Raw genomic sequence first — 21,987 nt, 5'->3', positions numbered from 1 at the left:
GGTAGGACATTTGATTTGTAGCGTTATTTTCATACCTCTATTTTATCAAAAGCCATATTGTTTTTTTCAGCATACTTTTTGAAACACCACCCAAATAGTAAACCACCCTTAGATAGAGAATATATATGTCGGTAATTATTGTTGATTTACATATTGAAATTAGTGACCAAAAATTAAAGCACCCTACTCTACCTTAAATTACACTACACAAAACAAAAACCCTATATAACTGTTATATATAGGGTTTATTAAAATACCAATTATGTTATTTAGTGTATTTTATGTCGGTGACTCTTGCCAAGGTTGGGGTCGGGAGTTCGAGTCTCCTTTCCCGCTCCAGATTCAAAAAAGCCCTGATCAATATCAGGGCTTTTTTATTATTAAATTTTTATAAATTCAATTTTTACAACCAATAAACGTTTACTGCACTTTTTCCAAAAAAATTCATCCACTTATGAGCGCTGCTTGATTTACAACCAACAATAAGCATCATAAAGTAAATTAATTTACTGAATTTAAATGTAATTTTTTATCTCAACCCATGCCGTACTTACATCAAAATCGCTATAATTTTCGTATTCAATTTACTCAATAGATTAGAACCTTAACATGGAAAAATTAACTTGTTTCAAAGCCTATGATATCCGCGGAAAATTGGGCACAGAACTCAATGAAGATATCGCGTACCGTGTTGGACGTGCTTATGGCGAAATTTATCAACCTCAAAAAGTAGTGGTTGGATGTGATGTTCGCTTAACCAGTGAAGCACTGAAACAAGCCACCATCAATGGCCTGAATGATGCAGGCGTTGATGTTTTAGATTTAGGCATGACTGGGACTGAGGAAGTTTATTTCGGTGCATTCCATCTTGATGTGCAAGGCGGGATCGAAATAACAGCCAGCCATAACCCAATGGACTATAACGGCATGAAGCTTGTACGCGAAAATGCTCGTCCGATTGGTGCAGACTCAGGTTTAAAAGATATCCAACTTCTTGCTGAAAAAAATCAGTTTAAAGAAGTCGAAATCAAAGGTACAACTCAGCATTATAATATCTTGCCCGAATTTATTGATCATTTGATGACCTATATTGACCCTACAAAAATCAAACCTTTAAAACTCGTGGTCAATGCGGGGAATGGTGCTGCAGGTCATGTGATCGATGCGATCGAAGAAAAATTTAAAACCCTGAATATTCCAGTTGAATTCATCAAAATTCACCATGAAGCAGATGGCAACTTCCCAAATGGTATTCCCAACCCCATCTTAGTCGAAAACCGTGCAAGTACCTCCAATGCTGTACTGCAATATCATGCTGACATGGGCATCGCTTGGGATGGTGACTTTGATCGTTGTTTCCTTTTTGATGAAAAAGGTCAATTTATTGAAGGGTATTACATCGTCGGTCTCTTGGCACAAGCCTTTTTACTGAAACAAAAAGGTGAAAAAATTGTGCATGATCCGCGCTTGGTGTGGAATACTTTCGATATCGTTGAACAATATCAAGGCGAAGCTGTGCAATCGAAATCAGGCCACTCTTTCATTAAAGATAAAATGCGTGAACACAATGCAGTGTATGGCGGTGAAATGTCAGCACATCACTACTTCCGTGATTTTGCCTATTGTGACAGTGGCATGATTCCGTGGTTATTGGCAATCTCAGTTGTTTGTGAAACGGCAAAACCACTCTCTGCTCTGGTTGAGGAAATGATTGAAAAATTCCCATGTTCAGGTGAAATCAACTTTAAAGTTGCGGATACAAAAGAAACCATTCAGAACATCTTTGATCATTTCGCAAATCAAAATCCAGCCATTGATGAAACGGATGGCGTCAGTTTAGATTTTGGTGCTTGGCGTTTAAATGTCCGTGCTTCAAATACAGAGCCTTTACTCCGTTTAAATATTGAAAGCCGTAAAGATAAAAATCCAAAGCCGATGCAAGCTTATATCGATGAGCTCACTCAACTCATTCAGGCTTAAAACCGCATAAAAAATGGAGCGTTGTAACGCTCCATTTTTTTATTCACGATAACCATTTGGATTTTGTTTTTGCCAATTCCAACTATCTGCCAACATATCTTCCAGATTCAATTTTGGCGTCCAACCCAATTCAGCAACTGCACGCGCATTATCTGCAAATGATGTTGCGACATCCCCTGCACGACGTGGTGAAAATTCGAAAGGAATCTCAATACCATTGACTTTCTCAAAGGTATTTTTAATTTCCAGCACCGAACAGCCATTGCCTGTCCCAATATTCCAAGCACGACAGCCTTGTGCATTTAAACGATTTTCCAGTGCACATAAATGAGCATTAGCCAAATCCACCACATGGATATAGTCACGCACACCCGTGCCATCGACGGTATCGTAATCATGACCAAAAATGGATAGTTTTTCACGACGACCGACAGCCACTTGAGTCACATAAGGCATTAAGTTATTTGGAATGCCTTGTGGATCTTCACCAATTTGACCACTTTTGTGCGCACCGACAGGGTTGAAATAACGCAGTAAAGCAATCGACCAACCTGCATCTGCTTGCGCGAGTTTCTGCAATAACTGCTCAACAATGAGTTTAGTATAACCATAGTTATTACTTGGCATGCCTGTCGGCATCTCTTCATTCAGTGGCGATACATTGGCTTCGTCATACACCGTTGCAGAAGAGCTAAAGACTAAATTAAAAACATTGGCGCGTTCCATCGCTTTGACTAAGCTAATCGAGCCAGAAATATTATTCTCGAAATACTTCAATGGGATTTGCTGACTTTCACCTACCGCTTTCAAGCCTGCGAAATGAATCACGGCGTCAATCTGATGATTTTGGAAAATTTGATCTAAAATGGCTTGATCAAGAATATCACCCTCGATAAATTCTAAAGATTTAGACGTTAAAGCTTGAACGCGATTCAAAGATTCTGATGAGCTATTCGATAAATTATCAAGAACAACAACCTCGTGCCCTGCATTTAACAATTCAACACAGGTATGCGAACCAATATAACCTGCACCACCCGTCACTAATACTTTAGGCATTGCCTTTCCCCATCAATATTTGTATTAAACCTTGTGTCGACGCATCAAGATTCGATACATCTGTTTGTTCTCCACTTAAAATCGGCAATAGTTGATTGGCAATCTCCTTGCCTTTTTCAACGCCCCACTGATCAAATGGGTTGATATTCCAAAGCACGGATTGGACAAAGACTTTATGCTCATACATAGCGATCAGCATACCCAAACTATAGGGGTTCAACTCTTGCATTAAAATGGTGGTGCTCGGTTGATTGCCTGCATATTGTTTATATTCAGGTAAATCTGCAACTTCATGTTGATCCAATGCCTGATTACCAAATGCCAATAAACGCGATTGTGCCAAACAATTTGATAATGCCAAATGATGTTGTTCGATTAACGCATCTGCATTATCAATATAGGTAAATTGTTGTCCGTTATAACGCTTAATTGGTGCAATAAAATCACAACTGACGGACTGTGTCCCTTGATGCAATAACTGATAAAAAGCATGCTGTGCATTGGGTCCTACTTCGCCCCACACAATCGGACAGGTATCTAAATCGACTTTCTTGCCATCGCGTTGAACTGACTTACCATTCGATTCCATTTCCAATTGTTGTAAATAAGAGGCGAAATATTTCAAACGGCCGTCATAAGGCAATACCGCATGGGTTTGAATATCTAAGAAATTCGTATTCCAAGCACCCAGCAACCCCATCAGCACAGGCAAATTTTCGGTAAACGGCGCTGTTTGAAAATGCTGATCTATGGCATACGCCCCTGCCAACAATTGCTTAAAACCATCCACACCCACGGTTAAAGCAATCGGCAAACCAATACAGGACCATAAAGAGTAACGACCACCGACCCAATCCCAAAGGAGCAGTTGATTTTCAGGTGCAATTCCCCAAGCGGTCATTTTTTCAGGTTTGGTCGAAACCCCAATAAAATGGTGTTTTAAAATTTGCGCTTCCTGACCTAAAGCTTTTTCCAACCATAGACGCACGGTTTGTGCATTGGATAAGGTATCAATCGTCCCAAACGATTTTGATGAAATAATAAAAAGTGTCGTTTCCGGACGGAGCTTATGCAATAAATCTGAAAGCTGACTGCCATCCATTGTGGATACAAAATGCACATTGAGTGGCTTTTCAGTGATTTTCTTAAAATCAGACAGTGCATGACTGACCATGAGTGGCCCTAGATCTGATCCTCCGACACCGATATTCACGACATCTTGAATCACTTCACCGGTGGCACCGCGGTATTGACCTGCATGAATTTTATTGACCAAGGCATACATCCGATCAAGCTGTGCATGCACTTGCTTTGCCAATTCAGGATGAGACTGATCATGTTTCGGTAAGCGTAGCGCCCAATGCATGGCCGCGCGGTTTTCTGTGTAGTTGATTTCTTGTGTCGAGAATAGACGTTTGATCCAAGGATTAAGGTCTTGCGCATTTGCCCATGCGACCAAACGATTTAAAGCGTCTTGATTAATACGATGTTTACTAAAATCAAATACAATTGGTGAAACAGTCACAGAAAATTTTTCAAAACGTGTAGCATCTTTGGCAAATAACTCAGTTAGATGTAATTGCGCAAATTCAGCTTTCAATGTGTTTAATTGTTGTATGACTGTCGCACGATCTTCAACCGCATAAGGTTTTGCATGACTGCTCATTAGCGACCTACCCCCATATAAGCAAATCCTTGTGCTTTCACATAACTTGGATCGTAAATATTTCGCCCATCCAAAATCAGTGGATGGCGCATGGTTTTTAATAATTCAGGATAGTCAGGACTCCAATATTGCTTCCAAGCGGTCAGCAAACACAGCGCATGTGCGTCTTTGACTGCATCATATTGGTCTGTACAGTAGATTAAGTCGGGACGATGGCCATAAACTTTTTCAATTTCAGGCAAAGCTTGAGGATCATGTAACTTCACTCTGATCCCTTGTGCCCAAAGTGCTTTCAACATGGTGTGAATCGGAGATTGCTGAATACGTGAGGTATTTTCTTTAAATGCAGCACCCCAAATCGCAACAGTTTTACCGTTTAAATCACCATGATAATAATTCCATAATTTACGGAATAGAATTTCTTTTTGTTGTTCGTTAATATCCCAAACCTGTGCCAGCAGTTGACTCCTTGCACCCGCACCTAACACCGTTTGCGTCAATGTCAAAATATCATGTGAGAAGTTCTCCCCACCAAAACCTGCACCTGGATATAAATAAGATGCGCCAATACGGCTATCCGCTGCCATGCCTTGACGCACTTGTTCAATATCAATCCCCATTTTTTCAGCTACTACCGCCAAGTCATTAATATAACTAATACGTGTCGCCAACATGCCAGAAATACTCAGTTTGGTAAATTCCGCATCCAGTACAGGCATAAATAAATATTGCTGTGTACGTGGGAATAATGGTCTAAGTAACTCTTTAATTTTGGTTTGTGCGCGTTCAGATGAAGTGCCTACAATGAGCTGCTTGGTCTGTATCAAACTTGGTAAAGCATTACCCTCTTGAATGCTATCAGGTAAATATATCCAATCATCTTCCGATAAAATGCGTGCAAATTTATCAGTGCCATGCAATCCTAGAGTTGAAGCATTCATCATCAGTTTAGGATGAATCATGGGTCGAGATTTTAATTCTTTTAAAATCTCAATTGCTTGAATCTCTTCAGTAGGATTAAAACTAAAAAAATAAGCATCGATATCTAAAGGAAGATGGGAAAAGTTGCAATATTTTAAAAAGCCATTAGCTTTCTGTTGCTCAAGCAAACGCTTAACCGCTTCATCTTGGGTATAGGCTTGCTCCGATGTTGGTTTTTTTAAAACATCACACCAAAAGACCTGATGACCACTTTCAGCCATTAACCCTGCAAAAACACCTGCATACAGCGTCTGTCCAAATACTGCAACTTTCATATCTGTCTCTTTTTTATAATTTTAGATCTTTAATCAGCGCTTTAAATTCCTCACCTAATTTTGGATGATCTACTCCATAATGCAGCACTGCTTTTAAATATCCTAACTTGCTACCACAGTCAAACGTTTGACCTTTCATACGATATGCTTCAACTGTATCGGTTTGTTGTAGCATGGCAATGGCATCGGTGAGTTGAATTTCATTGCCCGCACCTTTAGGTGTTTGCTCAAGCAATTGCATGATTTTTGCAGGCAAAATATAACGACCAACGACTGATAAATTTGATGGTGCTGTACCAATCGCTGGCTTTTCTACAATGCCTTGCATTTGAATACTTTGACCTTCAGCAGGTGTCGATGCAACATCGACAATCCCATATTGATCGACCATATGATCAGGCACTGCTTCAACCATAATTTGCGATGCTTGAGTCTCATCAAAACGTTGAATCATCAAACTTAAATCATTACGCTCTGATGAATCTTTGACTAATACATCGGGTAAAAGTACCGCAAAATCATCTTGTCCCACCACAGCCTTAGCACACAATACTGCATGACCTAAACCTAAGGGTTGTGGTTGGCGTACACTAATCACGCTAACATGAGGGGGTAAAATTTCGGTAATTTCTTTGAGTAAATCAAATTTTTTCTTCGATTCTAAAGTGGTTTCTAGCTCAAAATTACGGTCAAAGTAGTTTTCGATTGAGGCTTTAGATGAATGTGTGACTAAGATAATTTCTTCAATACCCGCAGCAACTGCTTCACGCACCACATATTCAATCGCAGGGCGGTCAACAACAGTCACCATTTCTTTTGGAATAGACTTACTTGCAGGTAAAAAACGGGTACCTAGACCTGCGACTGGCAGAATGGCTTTTTTGATCATATAATGCACACCAATAAATTAAATTTTACTTAGAACCAGTTTTGATATTTGAAGAGTCTTGACTTGAAAAACGAGCAGCACCAACCTCTTGATCTGGTGCATTAATACCCTCTTTAGTAAACATGACCTTAACCGTTTTAAACATAATTTTAAAATCAAGCCAAATAGATTGGGTTTCGACATATTGCACATCGAGTTCGAATTTTTCTTCCCAAGAAAGATTGTTACGCCCACTCACCTGTGCCAAACCGGTCATTCCAGGTTTTACTTCATGTCGACGCATTTGTTCAGGCGTATAATGCGCTAAAAACTCTTTCATTTGAGGACGCGGACCTACAATACTCATGTCACCCTTCAACACATTAATAAGTTGCGGCATTTCATCTAAGCTTGTGGAACGCAATTTATGTCCAAAAGGTGTAATACGTAGTGCGTCTGGGAGAGGATTACCATTTTTATCAACAGCATCCAACATTGACCTAAACTTGATCATCTTAAAAATTTTTGCATCTTTCCCTGGTCTCTGCTGATAGAAAAAAATTGGAGAACCTAAATGCTTTTTAACTTTATAGCAAACCACAAGAAATATCGGTGATAGTATTATTAATGCTACGAGGGCAATAAAAATATCGATTAAGCGTTTCATTTCTCACCTTTTAAAGAATATTTTCTGGAAGCTATGTAGAAAATATTCTTTTGATTAACTGGTCACTATTAAAAAATTAAACTTTATAAAATTCTCTGTACCATTTTACGAAGTTACTAACACCTACTTCTACGGTAGTATTAGGTGTATAACCTACTTGCTTAATCAGTTCAGAGCTATCTGCAAAAGTGTCAGGCACATCACCAGGTTGTAATGGTAGTAACTCCATATCCGCCTTTAAATGTAAGGCTTTTTCAATTGCATTAATATACTCAATCAATTTTACAGGTTTATTATTACCTATATTAAAAATACGATAAGGAGCATTACTGGTATGAGGATTAGGAGAATTACTGCTCCAGTTTGGATCAGGCTGTGCAATTTGATCACTTGAACGGATAACACCTTCTACAATATCATCAATATAGGTAAAATCACGTGAATGATTACCATGATTAAAAACAGGTATAGGTTTATCTTCTAAAATATTTTTGGTGAATTTAAACAATGCCATATCTGGTCGACCCCAAGGGCCATATACTGTAAAGAAACGCAAACCTGTCGTTGGTAATTTAAATAAATGACTATAACTATGCGCCATTAATTCATTGGCACGTTTTGTGGCAGCGTAAAATTGTAGCGGATGATCTACACCATGTTTTTCTTGAAAAGGCATCTGTGTATTTGCACCATATACACTACTTGTACTAGCATATGTTAAGTGTGGTGTCCGATTATATCGGCAGGCTTCAATAATGTTAGTAAAGCCTACAATATTACTTTCAACATAACTATGTGGATTTTCTAATGAATAGCGTACACCAGCTTGAGCAGCTAAATGAATTACGCGATCAAATTGATGTTTATTGAATATCTCATCAATAATATTCCGATCCGCAATGTTATGACGAAAGAATACAAAATCTAACTCTTTTTCTAGACTCAGTTGGGTTAAATGTTCAATACGTGCTTCTTTCAAGCTTGTATCATAGTAATCATTTACATTATCTATTCCGACAACCTGATCGCCACGTAATAGTAATTTTTTTGCAACGTGAAAACCGATAAAGCCTGCAATACCTGTAACCAAAATTTTCATTTAAAATCCTTAAACTTTTATAACATGTAGCTAATCATGCTTTCATTAACTTTACGCACATCAAATTTTTGTTCGGCTAAAAATCTTGAATGATGTGCCATATCAACAATAGACTCTGGATCTTTGATCAATGACTCCAGTGCAGCAACCAGCGAGTTTGTATTTTTAGGCTCTACTAAGAAGCCATTTCTACTAACCTCTACTGTCTCACGGCAACCAACATTGTCAGTCGTTACAATCACTTTGCCCATCGACATTGCTTCTAATATTGATCGGGGAATTCCCTCTCTATAATAAGAAGGTAAAACAAATACATTGGCTTCTTTTAATGCTGGACGTACATCACTTAATCTGCCCCAGCACTTAATAAATTTACTTGCAGACCATTCATTTAATTCGCTTTCAGAAATTGATGCTGGATTTTCATCACACCCACCAACTAAATGGAACTCGGCATGAGGATATTTAGTGTGCAGAATTCGTGCCGCCTCAACAAACTCACACACCCCTTTGTAACGCAATAGACGGGCAACCATAATAAAACTAGGCTGTGGTACGCCAGCCTGATTGAGTTTAATTGAATCAATAGGGAATTTCTCCAAATTTATCCCCGAACCATTGACTACAACAGCTTTCTTCTTATTTTTTAAAATTTCAAATTTTTCAAGTAAATCAAGGTCATCTCTATTTTGAAAAAATACCGTTCTACATTTATTTAAAGCAACGGTATATAAACGATTTACAATTTTCCCCACAACACCAAATTTGCTATTCACCCCATCATGAAACATATTACCTAAACCACAAATTAAGGCATTAATATTTTTTATACCCAGCATAGAAGCAGCAATACATCCATAAATTACAGGTTTAATCGTATAACAGAAAACTACATCAGGTTTAATCTTTCTCAATTGATTAAAAATACTTACTATAGTTTGAAAATCAGCTATTGGATTTGTACCAGCACGATCCATAAAAATTGGTATCAATATAAAGCCTTTTTCATTTAGTACACGTGATACTTCAGGCTCTTCAGATATATTTGGTGCAAAAATGTATACAGTAAAACCTCTATCACGAACAACATTGATGAGATCAAATCTAAAATTTAGGACTGAGTAAATGTCATTGGTGATAATAGCAAATTTCATTTATTCTTAAGTCCATAAATTTGTAACCATGAAGATAACATCGTATTAGTACTAAACTTGTATTCAACATACTCTTTATTACTTTTACACAGATTCAGCAGTGATAAAGAATCATAAGTTAGAATTGAATTTAATTTTTCGGCTAATTTAAGTGGTGAAGACCTTTCAACCAAAAAATCATGACTAAATAAAATTTCACTAGCACCTCCACAATTTGTAGATACAACTGGCTTACCACAACTAATAGCTTCTATTAGAACAGTAGGTAAACCCTCTGAAAATGATGATAAAACGTAGTAATCAGCCATATTCATAAGATTTGGTACATCTTGTCTTAAGCCTAATAACTTAATATACTCACCTAGATTATTATCAAAAATATATTTTTCCAACCTTAATCTTTCTTCGCCTTCGCCAACAATATATAAAACTACATTGTTATTTAATTCTAATAAAATCTTAAAGGCTTGTAATAAATTTAAATAGTCTTTTTGACCAGTTAAACGCCCAACAGCTAAAAACACCCTCTTTTGAACAACATCAAATTCAGAACGGTATAATTCCCTAGACTTATTATCAATACTAAAATCAACTAAATTAATTCCATTATACACAGTTATTAATTCATTTTTTTTGAATACACCTTTTTTAACATATGAATCAACAGCCTCTTGACTCACATTGGTATTTACATCAGATAAAAAATTAGTGATTTTATATATGTAATTTCTAAAAACTGAAACTTCATGATTATTGTGTAATGAACATATAAGCTTTGGAACTGAAACTATTAATCTTAACAACCTAGCATATATATTTGCATGAAACATATGTGCATGTAAGACGTCTGGATTAAATTTATTAAAAAAAAGTGCAGCCCTACGGAAAGAAACCATCAAACTGAAAAAACTATTAATTTTTAATATTTCTAATGTAACATCAGGATCTGGATAAATTTCAATTCCATCTTTTAACACTAAAATAGATACATCATGACCTAACTTGGACATTTGATTTGCCAAATTTATAACGACTCTTTCTGCCCCACCTGTAGTAAGCCCTGTCACAACATATAGTATTTTCATTAATAACCTTTTTTAACATTAGAAAATTTAATTGATAACGCAAAAAAAAGCCATAAAAGGTAATTGTTGGCTATCAAACCACTCTCTGCCACCCCCAAAATAAAAACCGACAAGAATATAGCAAATCTGGTTTTAGAAGAGATATCAAAGCTAAAGTTTTTTAAAAAAACTAGTATTAAGTATAGTAAAAATATTATTCCAAACAAACCGTATCTTGCCACACTTAAAAGATACATGTTATCTAGACTCCCATAAAGGGCAACAAGATCATCATATAAATAGCTTGACATTCCAACTAAATAATTATTTTTTATATAACCAAGATAAATAGACATTCTTTCTAATCGACCATTTTCCCCTGCCTCTGAAAACCTGTTTGATATATTTGAGGTTAATGCAACATAAATAAAAGGTATAGATAATAATACCGATAGAAAAAATTTTCTCAATGTAATTCCAGTATGCATGAAATATAAAATCAAGAAAAAAACCATTGAAGCTCTCGATTGAGTTAGGAGCAATATTATCAATGGAAATACCATTAATATATATTTTTTATTTATAAAAAAACCAAATGCACATATAGCACAAATCACGCCCAAAGGATTAGGGTTAACTTCCATACCACTTGGACTAACAAGCCACAATCTTTGATTAAATTGAAAAATATCACTCCAACTACCTTTTAAAGGCTCAAACAAACAAATAACCATTAAAAGCATTAAAAAAAGTGATTTTGAGAAAATTAATAATACATTATTTATATTATCATAAAACTTATTAGAGTAAATTAAAATACTCATCCACATGGTGGTATATACAATAAACTTATTAAAATCCAAAAACAGAATAAATAATGAGGAAAACAAAAAATAAGAAAGATAATTTATATTAGAAAATAAATATCTAAAATTCAATAGGAGTGGAATTAATATAATAAAAATAACTTTTGTAACCCAAGCTACACATAAGCACAAACACGTACACCATACAACAAGATTACTTTTACTTATCAATAATGGATTATTTAACTTAAGGTTAATCATGCTTATTACTCAAATATCTTCTTCATTTGTTTCTCCCAAGTGAAATTATACGCATACTCAAAAATATTATTATTTATATCAATTTTTTCATACCATTCTATTAAATCATTAAGATTAATTATATTATCATCCGCAGTCACTTTATAAGTAAATGGTAAATCATCAAAATCGGAGTCATACTCTGAATAAAAAAAAGGCAACCCTTTTGCACAATATTCTCTATTTTTTAAAGACTTTAAATGATAGATAGCATTTCTATGTCTAGCCAAACTTCCAACCCCTAGGTTTGATTGATCATATATATACTCAAGTTTTTCCCCAGTAAGAAATCCTAGATATTCTACATATTGACTCAATCCCTCAGTTTCAACAAAATGCATTATTGAATCTAGAGTATTATTTTTAGGGCCTACTATATACAATTTCACTATTTTATGAGGCTTCATTGCGTAATACCTAGCTATAGCCTCCACAATCCGATCTAAGCCATGCCATGGATAAATCCCTGATACGGATAACATATTAATATTATGATTTTGTCGCTGAATAGGCTTTAATCGAATTTCATCCTTGTCAATACCATTGGATATATTGATACACGGAATCCCATATATATTTTTATCTTCACTAAAAGTGACTATATTATCTATCTTTCCTCTATAATATCTTCTAAAAATTTTATCAACAAAAAGTGTTATACTATCTCTAATATTAGTAATCTCACCATCATATGGGTACGTTGGTATTTCTAAAATTATTTTAACATCCAGTTTTTTAACACTCCTAAAAAACCGAACTGCAATAGGACATGCATACATATTTCTGACATATAAGACTCCTATTTTATTTTTCTCAATAAAAGTCAATATTGATGAGAAAATTTTTAATCTTTTATCAATGAGATTTTTAAAATTCCCACATATTTCCTTTTCATTTATTAAACTATAATCATACACATAAAGAGAATCATTTTTAATATAAGCTAAATAAACCCTTTTACCCATATTTACAAGAGCTTTTATCTGAGCCTGAATTTTTTTTCCCACACCTGAATTTTTATCATCAAAAACAGCTACTTGAGTAAGATACAAAACAGACATTTAGTTTTCTCCAAACAAATCACGTGTATACACTTTAGCTTTTACATCATGCAAATCTTCGTGTTTACGATTTGCTAAAATCACATCACTTGTTGCTAAGAATATATTTAAATCATTACTCAATTCATAACCTTCAAACATAGTCGTTTCTAAAGTCGGCTCATAAATCACAACATCAACGTTGTATTCTTTTAATTCACGCATAATGTCCTGAATCGCTGAGTCGCGGAAATTATCTGAACCCGCTTTCATGGTTAAACGGTAAATACCCACAACATTTGGACGCCTCTTTAAGATTTCTTTCACAATAAATTGTTTACGCGTTTTATTGGAATGAATAATGGCTTGAATAAGGTTTTGAGGGACTTCTTTATAATTTGCCAAAAGTTGCTTGGTATCTTTAGGTAGGCAGTAGCCACCATAACCAAATGATGGATTATTGTAGTGTTGACCAATACGTGGATCCAAACCCACACCACGTATAATATCTAAACTGCTTAAATTATGCTTGGCACAATAAGTATCGAGTTCATTGAAGTAAGCAACTCGCATAGCTAAATACGTATTTGAAAACAACTTTACAGCTTCAGCTTCAGTGGAGTCCATACACAACGTTTGTGCATTTTTTTCGATCGTTGCATTTAAATAAAGCTGTGCAATAGCTTCGGCACGTTCAGACTTTTCACCCACAATAATTCGTGACGGATATAAATTATCGTATAACGCTTTCCCTTCACGTAAAAACTCTGGGCTAAATACGATTTGTTCTGTGTTAAATTTTGCTTTGACTTGAGCTGTATAGCCTACAGGAATAGTCGATTTAATAACAATAGGAGCAGTAGTATTGATTGGTAAAATATCTGCAATCACACTTTCAATAGATGAAGTATCAAAAGAATTTGTGTCTGTGTCGTAATTGGTGGGTGTGGCAATAACAATATAATCAGCATTTTTATAAGCAGCTTCGCGATCGAGCGTTGCTTGTAAATTTAAATCTGATTGCAATAAAGTTTTTTCAATATATTCATCTGCAATCGGTGAAATGCGTTGATTAATCAAATCTACACGTTTAGCATCAATATCTAATGAGGTTACATTATGATGTGGTGCAAACAAAACAGCATTTGAAAGACCGACATAACCTGTACCAACAACAGTAATACTCTTCATTGAACCTCCCATAACTTACCCATTTGAACCCCAAACTGTCCCGCAAAACTTTGGCTACGCCCTGCACCAGGGGTAAATGTAATTTCACCAAAGTAGATGTTTTTCTGTGTGATATACCAATCCAAACGCACATATGAATAATTTGGACATAAGTGCTCATTCAACTCTAAAATATGACGAATTGACTGTTTCTCTAGTTCACTTAGAGTCAATACATAGCCGAATGGTGAATGTAAAATTGTGTCAAGTTTCTCTACATCAAAGAAAACAGTTTCATAACCTTGTTCCGACCTTTCTGCAACAACCTGAAGGACTTGTTTAAATGTGCCATTTTTTTGCACAAAACGATGGAACTTGTAATCACGTAATGACTCATTTGGTTGGGTGATTTTATGTTCCACTAATAGTTGAGGAGGTATAAGACTATAATGCCATTCATCACACACTTTACTAAAATTAGTACTTAACCATTTTTGTGCAAGGCTTACCAACTGATTTTTTTCATGTTCACTTGGTTCTTGCTCAACAATTTTAACCATACCAGCACCATGGTTTGGTTTAATGACTATATTTTCCCATTCTTTTAAAGTAAGTAAATCTTTGGGTTCTTTATACACTGCAATTAAAGGAACTAAATATTGATCACCTAAAGTTTCAGCAATATAGTTTCTTACAGCATATTTATCAGCATAGAATGCAAAATTCGGATCTTTTTCAAAAAAGATTCGTCTAAGAATTTTCTCATTCAATGTTTGTGGGTTATCTAAATTGGGAAATTCTTTAAAGACACGGAAATATTGAAGAGAAACTCTTAAATGCGGTGGTAATCGGCCTAAAATTTTCTTATATATGTATCTAAACAAAACAAAAAACCCTTTTTAAATATCTTTGAAAGATAAAACTATATTTCATAATTTTTTGAGACATTGTATTCTATATAATATTCCAATAAAAAACCATACATTCATATTCGCATAGCTATAATTATTATCTGTAAAAAATATATCTTAATTAAAAAAAATATAATAAAATCATTTGGAGATTTTGAAGATCCAAATGTGTGACACAGAACACATTTTTATTAAAGCGAAATAGAATGAATTTGTTAAAAAAAAATTTAATCATGTCCAATTCATTATGGATGATGGCAGAAAAATTCATCAATATTTTTGGTCTTATTTTTATCAATTCTCAGATGGCAAAATATCTTGGCGCAGATAACTTTGGTAAAATTGCATTTGCTGCATCTTTGTTTGCTTTTGTACAAGTTTTATCGCAATTCGGTTCTGGGAGTGTTTTCTTAAAAAGAATGAGCTCCAATCCAAGATCTGGCTTGAAATTAGCAAAGGCAAGCCAACACTTTAGAAAGAAGATTCTATTATTATCATCTAGTATTATTTTAATATATTTATATGTTTATAGCAATCATATAACTTTCTTCTTCGGTATGATAAACATGATTTGCTGTTATTTTGTGGTGGCAGATTATTTTAATCTTTATAACAATAGCCAATTACAATCAAAAATTAACACCTATACGAATATAATAGGATTATCCATTGCATTAATTCTACGCTATATATTTGTAGAATATAAGTTTAATATCTATTGGTTTGGATTACCACTTATTATATTTGCAGTTCTCCCTTATTTTTTAAGAAAAACCTATTTCATTAGAAAAAATATAAATATCGTTATAAGTAAGAAAGATAAGTTTTATTACACTCGCTATATAACTAAAACTGGTGGCAGTTTGGTTATTGCTGCATTATCTGTCACGATCTACATCCAGATTTCTAATATTTTCTTAGCAAAACTTGTCTCTTATAGTGAATTAGGTGTTTTTAATGTTGCAATGACGATTGGCGTTGCTTGGAATTTCATCCTTAACTCTATTGGTTCTAGTTATTTTAGTAAAATATATTCTTTAAAAAAGGATCAGGATGTCATCTATCACTTTAAAATATTGACATTAATTTCGCTAACTATAGGTTTCTTAGTACTAATTGGATACATTTTTTTAGGATCATTTATTATTAATTTCCTTTATGGATCTGATTTTTATACTGCCATAGAGATCCTCCCTATCATTGTCATTGGAGCTACTCTTTCTGCTCTAGGCACTAACCATTATAGACTACTTGTAAAACATAGCGGGTACACATATTTGACTAAAAAAATGCTCATTGCTTCAATTATTAGTATCCCACTATCTTACTTTTCTATTTTACATTATCAAATATTAGGAGCGGCATATTGTTTCCTAATTACCGAATTTCTATCACTAACTATTTTAAATTATTTTTTTAAAAAGGGATTGGTTTTTAATATTCACATCTCCTTATTTAGTGTTTTAATTAAAGGGAAACAGCTCAAATGAAAGAACATATTAAACAATTTTATATAGATCTCAAAAAATCATATTGGAATCAAAGCCTTAACAAAGATGCTTTTTTTTATTTAAGAAATATTGAATCAAGAGAAGGTAAGCTTAACAAAAGTCTGGTAAAAATGTGTGATGAGTATGCATTAGATTGTTTTAAAAGTAAGGTTTACGCACCATGGCTTTATGTTTATACCGCTATGCATAAAGAATTTAAAGAAGGTTGGATACCTGATAATTATTTTGGTATTGAAATTTTACCCAAAATTAATGGTTCATACGGGAAAATTGCTAGTTTAAGGCCTTTAAATAAAAGAATTTTTCAAGATAGCTCTTTTTTCCCAGATCTTATATATGTAGTAAATGGTAAATTTTTAGATTCCAAAACACTTGAACAATTAGATTTTAATACAACTAAGAAAATATTATTTAATGAACATGAAGAAATAGTTTATAAAAAAAATGAAAGTGCCAAAGGTAAAGGAATTATCTTTCTAAAAAAAGATGATTTTTCTTTAGATAATATAAATTCTATTGGTGATGGTGTTTTTCAATATAAAGTTGATCAACATGATTTTTTCAAAAATTTTAATGAAGCAGTAGCAACATTAAGGGTAAATTCTTTTATTAATATAGATGGACAATGTGAAATAGTATTTTGTGATTTAAGACTACCAACAGGTAATGTTACACACGTTTTCGATGGTTCCTATATCAGAATCCCAGTTGATCCAAATAGTGGAAAACTTTTAAAGGAAGGATATTTCACAAATTGGGAATCAACATCAACTCATCCAGATAACAATCAAACCTATAACCAGCTAGAAATTCCACAATATTCGAATATTATTAAATGTATTAAAAAATTGCATCTATCTTATCCTTTAGCTCGAATTATTGGCTGGGATATTATTGTTGATAGTAATAACAATATTCAAATATTGGAATGGAATGCAAATCATCCAGGTATTAAATTTGCCGAAGCGACAGTAGGACCAGTATTCAAAAAATCTGATTTTAAACCCATATCATTTTAAAATATTAAGTGTTTGGATAATCCAAACACTTAAATTTAAAATATTTTTTAATTAATTTTTCTTGACTTAAAACCATCAACATATTTTTCCAAAGTATATATTGCATTTTTTATATCATTTTTTTCAAAATATGTGATTATATTTTTAAAAATAGCAGCTATTTCTTGGAAGTCTTTATAATCTTCAAACGACTTTAAAATCCGTTCATGCGAAGTTTTCTTAACACCTTCTTGATCAATCAACAATTCTTCATACAGTTTTTCACCAGGACGCAAACCCGTAAACTGAATATCAATATCCCCTACTCCATTTTCATCAATAGGACGGAAACCACTTAAACGAATCATTTGTTTAGCCAAATCCAAGATTTTGACCGATTCCCCCATATCCAACAGGAATACATCACCACCTGTACCCATTGCACCCGCTTGAATTACTAATTGTGCAGCTTCAGGAATGGTCATAAAGTAACGCGTTACTTCAGGGTGGGTCACTGTCACAGGACCACCTTGTGCAATTTGCTTCTTAAATAAAGGTATAACCGAACCAGATGAACCGAGCACATTACCAAAACGCACGATACTGATTTCCGTTTTCGGATGAGTCGATGCTAAACCTTGGCAATACAATTCCGCCATACGTTTAGATGCCCCCATCACATTGGTTGGACGTACCGCTTTATCGGTTGAAATCAGCACAAAGGTTTCCACTCCCTGCGCTACAGCAGCATCCACACTGCGTGCTGTACCAATCGATGTATTATAAATCCCTTCAAAAGGATTGGCTTCAACCAGTGGTACATGTTTATAAGCAGCTGCGTGATAGACCGTTTGCACGCTATATTCTTGCAAAATACGTTCCAATTTTACTTGATTTGTCACAGAACCTAAAACAGGAATCACCTGTACATCAGAAGTTTGCAATTCACGATCAATCGAATAAAGCGCAAATTCAGACATCTCAAATAACACCAGCATTTTAGGTCGATGCTTGACAATCTGACGACACAGTTCTGAGCCGATCGACCCCCCTGCCCCTGTCACCATGACCACTTTATCTTTAATATTTTTTTCTAACAGTTCAGCTTTAGGCGGTACAGGATCACGTCCCAATAGGTCGATAATATCCACTTCACGAATATCTGAAACTTGGACTTGACCATCCACCAGTTGGGTTACCCCTGGCAGTTCCATAATTTTGACATTTGCCGTATCAAAAGACTCAATAATCTCTTTTTTCCGTGCACGACCAACGGAAGGCATTGCCAGCAAAACTTCTTCAATGCCAAATTTTCCAAGTTTTGCTTGCGCTTTTTTCGGTGAATAAATTTTTAAACCACTCAGTGACTGACCTTGTAAGGAGCGCTTATCGTCAATAAAACACACCGGTAAATAATCATCTGAACGGTTTAAAGCAGCCGCAATTTGTTGTCCTGCCAATCCTGCCCCATAAATTGCCACACGTTTACGGCTTTGCTTTTTGGCAAAAGTTTTAAGAGTAGCGTAGCGAATGACTGCACGGCTCCACCACATATATGAAAACAGCATAAAGCCATACATCAGTGGAATACTCATGGGAATAAATGCAACATTGAGTTTTTTAATCGTGTATAAGGCCACAATTTGAATAAATGTCCCAATCGAAATGCGCAGTAAATAATCTTCGTTAAATGAACGTACAATGGCACGGTAAATCCCAAGCACAAGAAAAACCGCGACGCCTGCGATGGCAACATAGATATACCAAGCCTCAAGCCCTTGCATCACGGTCACATTTGGACGTGCCAAACGAATGGCATAGGCCAGCCACATCATCAATGGCAACATGCACATGTCCATGGTCACCAAAACCACTTGTTTTTGGCGACGCGGTAAGGATGCAATGGAACGAATAAAATCTTTCATTAAGGCTCAGTTATCTTGGCTGAAAAAGCACGCTGTGATTATACGCTGTTTTAGGCGTGAATCTTGGCAATCACACTTTGAATCGCATCTACAGTTTTTTGAATACTTTGTTCAGACAGTGTTGGATGCACCAAGAACATCAGACTGCTTTCACCAAGCACTTGAGCATTGGCTAAACGTTGACTTGGACGCCACGGCGTTCTATCAAAAGCTTTTTCTAAATACACTTCTGAACATGAACCACTAAAACATGGCACAGCTTGCGCGCTGATTTCTGCCATGATGCGATCACGTGACCAAGCTTCAGGTAGGGCATCAACATTGACTTGTAAATAGCATTTATAAGCAGCATGTACATAATCGGGTGATGGTTTAGGTACACTGAAATAAGGACTATTTTCAAATACAGCTTGGATGCGTGCCATGTTGGCATTACGTTTTGCTGTCCATTCCGGCATTTGTTGCAGTTGCAAACGACCAATCACCGCTTGCATTTCCATCATGCGCCAGTTGGTGCCAAATGAGTCGTGTAACCAACGGAAACCCAGTGGATGTTGTTTGTTATAGACGCTATCAAAGTTTTTGCCGTGATCTTTGTACGACCACATTGCTTTCCAAAGACTTTCATCATTGGTGGTGACCATACCGCCTTCACCACCAGTGGTCATAATCTTGTCTTGGCAGAAAGACCATGCGCCAATATGACCGATTGAACCTGCGGATTTACCCTTATACATCGCACCATGCGCTTGGGCGCAGTCTTCGATTACAAAGATGCCTTTTTCCTCAGCCAATTGCATGATTGGATCCATATCACACATCCAACCCGCCAAATGTACACAAATAATGGCCTTGGTATTCGGTGTAAGCACCGCTTCAATGGTACGGCGTGAAATGTTTTGTGAATCGAGTTCCACATCAGCAAAAATTGGATTAGCACCTGCGGTCACAATCGAGCTTGCAGACGCTAAAAAGGTACGTGAAGTGACAATCACATCATCCCCTGCACCAATGCCGAGGGCTTTCAGGGCTAAATCCAGTGCCACTGTACCATTGGCTACCGCAACGGCATGTTGGGTTCCAACAAACTGTGCAAATTCCTTTTCAAATTCACGGCATTCCTGCCCTGTCCAATAATTAACTTTATTGGAGAGAAGGACGTTTGACACCGCATCGGCTTCTGCTTGGGTAAAGCTTGGCCAAGGCTCAAATGCACTGTTTAACATGGAATTTTCCTAAAACGTATTACTGTGAAGTCGTGACAATCCGCGCAGGATTGCCCACCACGGTTGCGCCCGCAGGGACACTTTTGGTGACCACGGCGCCCATGCCGACAATCGCACCTTTACCAATCACTAAAGGCTGATCGGGGGTGCCCTGCTTAATCATGGCACCTGCGCCAATATAGGCATGGTCATGAATATGAATATTACCGTTGCATTTTACGCCTGGCGCAAAGGTAACGAAATCCCCAATCACACAATCATGCTCGACATAGCTATATAAATTGGCGTGGAAGCATTTTCCGATTTTAATATTGGAGGTGATGGTGACAAATGGACTGAGTGCTGAACCTTCTGCAATTTGTACTTCATCCATGAAAATGACGTTGTCAGCACAGATTGACCAAAGCTGAATACCATCAACTTCTAAACGCTGGGCGATTTTTTCACGTACCCGACTATTGGCAATCGCGATTTGTACGTATTTTGTCGATGCTGATTCATTTAAGAATGCTGAGTAATTCATAGCCCGATGAGCATTCACCTCACCCATCTCTGTTAAGGCATCATCGATAAACACAATTTCAGCATCTTTGTTTTCATGTGCCAATTGTTGACGTGCGACAGGCATCAAACTACGCCCACAACCTGATGCCCCATAAATCGCATAGAGTGTTGTCATTTTTTTTGTTCCGGTGTGCCGGTAAATTTGCTCATGGTCGCCTCGCCTTCGGCACTGATATCATCCTTGGCAATGACTTTTTTGATGGTTTTGAGCATGATTTTAAAATCGAGCCACAATGATTGGTTTTCAACATACCATGTATCGAGTTCGAATTTCTTTTCCCATGAAATGGCATTGCGACCATTCACTTGCGCATAACCCGTGATGCCCGGACGCACGTTGTGACGTTTGGCTTGTTCCTGATTATATAAAGGCTGATATTCCATCAGCAGTGGACGTGGACCAACGATGCTCATATCGCCTTTAATCACGTTCCACAGTTCAGGCATTTCATCGAGACTGGTGGCACGGAGCATTTTACCAAATGGGGTGAGGCGTTCACTGTCGGGTAATGGGTTGCCCTCAGCATCCAGCGCATCTTTCATGGTGCGAAACTTGATCATTTCAAATGGCTTGCCATGTAAACCCGGACGCACCTGACGAAACAGCACCGGTGAACCGAGATTCTTTTTCACTTTATGTGCCACGATCAAATACACGGGTGACAGCAGAATTAAAGCCGTGGAAGCAATGGTGATATCAATAATACGTTTTAACATTGAATT

General features: G+C 36.0%; 19 protein-coding genes. 3 read left to right on the top strand and 16 right to left on the bottom strand.

Annotation, left to right across the window (positions count from 1 at the left end; all coding sequences use genetic code 11):
- Positions 1 to 609: 609 nt before the first annotated feature.
- Positions 610 to 1,980, top strand: a complete 1,371-nt coding sequence (locus tag AC1M9D_RS09805; RefSeq protein ID WP_481612073.1) for a phosphohexomutase domain-containing protein — start codon at positions 610 to 612, stop codon at positions 1,978 to 1,980.
- A gap of 39 nt (positions 1,981 to 2,019) precedes the next feature.
- Here AC1M9D_RS09805 and galE read toward each other — a convergent pair whose 3' ends face one another.
- The 12 genes from galE to AC1M9D_RS09745 all read right to left on the bottom strand — a co-directional run bounded on the left by galE (position 2,020) and on the right by AC1M9D_RS09745 (position 15,013).
- The gene (galE, locus tag AC1M9D_RS09800; RefSeq protein ID WP_481612072.1) at positions 2,020 to 3,039 is read right to left on the bottom strand and encodes a UDP-glucose 4-epimerase GalE; all 1,020 of its coding nucleotides are present in this window, start codon (positions 3,037 to 3,039) and stop codon (positions 2,020 to 2,022) included.
- On the bottom strand, positions 3,032 to 4,705 hold the full coding sequence (pgi, locus tag AC1M9D_RS09795; RefSeq protein WP_481612071.1) for a glucose-6-phosphate isomerase: 1,674 nt from the start codon (positions 4,703 to 4,705) through the stop codon (positions 3,032 to 3,034). The genes galE and pgi overlap by 8 nt, the downstream gene beginning before the upstream one ends.
- Positions 4,705 to 5,961: a nucleotide sugar dehydrogenase gene (locus tag AC1M9D_RS09790; protein WP_481612070.1), complete on the bottom strand. Its 1,257-nt coding sequence runs from the start codon at positions 5,959 to 5,961 to the stop codon at positions 4,705 to 4,707. The genes pgi and AC1M9D_RS09790 overlap by 1 nt, the downstream gene beginning before the upstream one ends.
- Before the next feature lie 13 nt (positions 5,962 to 5,974).
- A complete protein-coding gene (gene galU / locus AC1M9D_RS09785; protein WP_481612069.1) occupies positions 5,975 to 6,850 on the bottom strand; it encodes a UTP--glucose-1-phosphate uridylyltransferase GalU in 876 nt (291 codons plus the stop codon).
- A 25-nt stretch (positions 6,851 to 6,875) separates the two neighbouring features.
- Positions 6,876 to 7,496, bottom strand: coding sequence for a sugar transferase (locus tag AC1M9D_RS09780; RefSeq protein ID WP_481612068.1), 621 nt, complete (start codon positions 7,494 to 7,496; stop codon positions 6,876 to 6,878).
- A 76-nt stretch (positions 7,497 to 7,572) separates the two neighbouring features.
- A complete protein-coding gene (locus AC1M9D_RS09775; RefSeq protein ID WP_481612067.1) occupies positions 7,573 to 8,595 on the bottom strand; it encodes an NAD-dependent epimerase in 1,023 nt (340 codons plus the stop codon).
- 17 nt (positions 8,596 to 8,612) lie between these two features.
- On the bottom strand, positions 8,613 to 9,749 hold the full coding sequence (locus tag AC1M9D_RS09770; protein ID WP_481612066.1) for a glycosyltransferase family 4 protein: 1,137 nt from the start codon (positions 9,747 to 9,749) through the stop codon (positions 8,613 to 8,615).
- The gene (locus tag AC1M9D_RS09765; RefSeq protein ID WP_481612065.1) at positions 9,746 to 10,834 is read right to left on the bottom strand and encodes a glycosyltransferase; all 1,089 of its coding nucleotides are present in this window, start codon (positions 10,832 to 10,834) and stop codon (positions 9,746 to 9,748) included. Before AC1M9D_RS09765 ends, AC1M9D_RS09770 begins: the two co-directional genes overlap by 4 nt.
- Positions 10,834 to 11,535 carry a hypothetical protein gene (locus AC1M9D_RS09760; RefSeq protein WP_481612064.1) on the bottom strand — a complete coding sequence of 234 codons (702 nt, stop codon included), beginning with the start codon at positions 11,533 to 11,535 and terminating at the stop codon, positions 10,834 to 10,836. The genes AC1M9D_RS09765 and AC1M9D_RS09760 overlap by 1 nt, the downstream gene beginning before the upstream one ends.
- A 350-nt stretch (positions 11,536 to 11,885) precedes the next feature.
- Positions 11,886 to 12,980 (bottom strand): glycosyltransferase family protein, encoded by a 1,095-nt coding sequence (locus AC1M9D_RS09755; protein WP_481612063.1) that lies wholly within the window; start codon positions 12,978 to 12,980, stop codon positions 11,886 to 11,888.
- Positions 12,981 to 14,150, bottom strand: a complete 1,170-nt coding sequence (locus AC1M9D_RS09750; protein ID WP_481612062.1) for a nucleotide sugar dehydrogenase — start codon at positions 14,148 to 14,150, stop codon at positions 12,981 to 12,983.
- Positions 14,147 to 15,013: an ATP-grasp fold amidoligase family protein gene (locus tag AC1M9D_RS09745; protein WP_481612061.1), complete on the bottom strand. Its 867-nt coding sequence runs from the start codon at positions 15,011 to 15,013 to the stop codon at positions 14,147 to 14,149. Before AC1M9D_RS09745 ends, AC1M9D_RS09750 begins: the two co-directional genes overlap by 4 nt.
- 233 nt (positions 15,014 to 15,246) lie before the next feature.
- On the opposite strand from AC1M9D_RS09745, the gene AC1M9D_RS09740 reads away from it, so the two are divergent.
- Positions 15,247 to 16,530: an oligosaccharide flippase family protein gene (locus AC1M9D_RS09740; protein ID WP_481612060.1), complete on the top strand. Its 1,284-nt coding sequence runs from the start codon at positions 15,247 to 15,249 to the stop codon at positions 16,528 to 16,530.
- Positions 16,527 to 17,570: a sugar-transfer associated ATP-grasp domain-containing protein gene (locus AC1M9D_RS09735; protein ID WP_481612059.1), complete on the top strand. Its 1,044-nt coding sequence runs from the start codon at positions 16,527 to 16,529 to the stop codon at positions 17,568 to 17,570. The genes AC1M9D_RS09740 and AC1M9D_RS09735 overlap by 4 nt, the downstream gene beginning before the upstream one ends.
- A gap of 47 nt (positions 17,571 to 17,617) precedes the next feature.
- Here the strand turns inward: AC1M9D_RS09735 and AC1M9D_RS09730 are convergent, their stop codons facing one another.
- Genes AC1M9D_RS09730 through AC1M9D_RS09715 form a run of 4 tightly spaced genes read right to left on the bottom strand, consistent with a single transcriptional unit; the run spans position 17,618 to position 21,981 of the window.
- Positions 17,618 to 19,474, bottom strand: a complete 1,857-nt coding sequence (locus AC1M9D_RS09730) for a polysaccharide biosynthesis protein (RefSeq protein WP_481612058.1) — start codon at positions 19,472 to 19,474, stop codon at positions 17,618 to 17,620.
- A 50-nt stretch (positions 19,475 to 19,524) separates the two neighbouring features.
- A complete protein-coding gene (locus AC1M9D_RS09725; RefSeq protein WP_481612057.1) occupies positions 19,525 to 20,700 on the bottom strand; it encodes a DegT/DnrJ/EryC1/StrS family aminotransferase in 1,176 nt (391 codons plus the stop codon).
- A 19-nt stretch (positions 20,701 to 20,719) separates the two neighbouring features.
- Positions 20,720 to 21,379 (bottom strand): acetyltransferase, encoded by a 660-nt coding sequence (locus AC1M9D_RS09720; protein ID WP_481612056.1) that lies wholly within the window; start codon positions 21,377 to 21,379, stop codon positions 20,720 to 20,722.
- Complete coding sequence (locus AC1M9D_RS09715) at positions 21,376 to 21,981, bottom strand: sugar transferase (RefSeq protein WP_481612055.1); 606 nt, start codon at positions 21,979 to 21,981, stop codon at positions 21,376 to 21,378. Before AC1M9D_RS09715 ends, AC1M9D_RS09720 begins: the two co-directional genes overlap by 4 nt.
- Between the last annotated feature and the right edge of the window lie 6 nt (positions 21,982 to 21,987).

The organism is Acinetobacter sp. ANC_7682, from assembly GCF_056779795.1.
The sequence above is the reverse complement of the archived record's forward strand: the minus strand, read 5'-3'. Positions and strand labels throughout refer to the sequence as shown.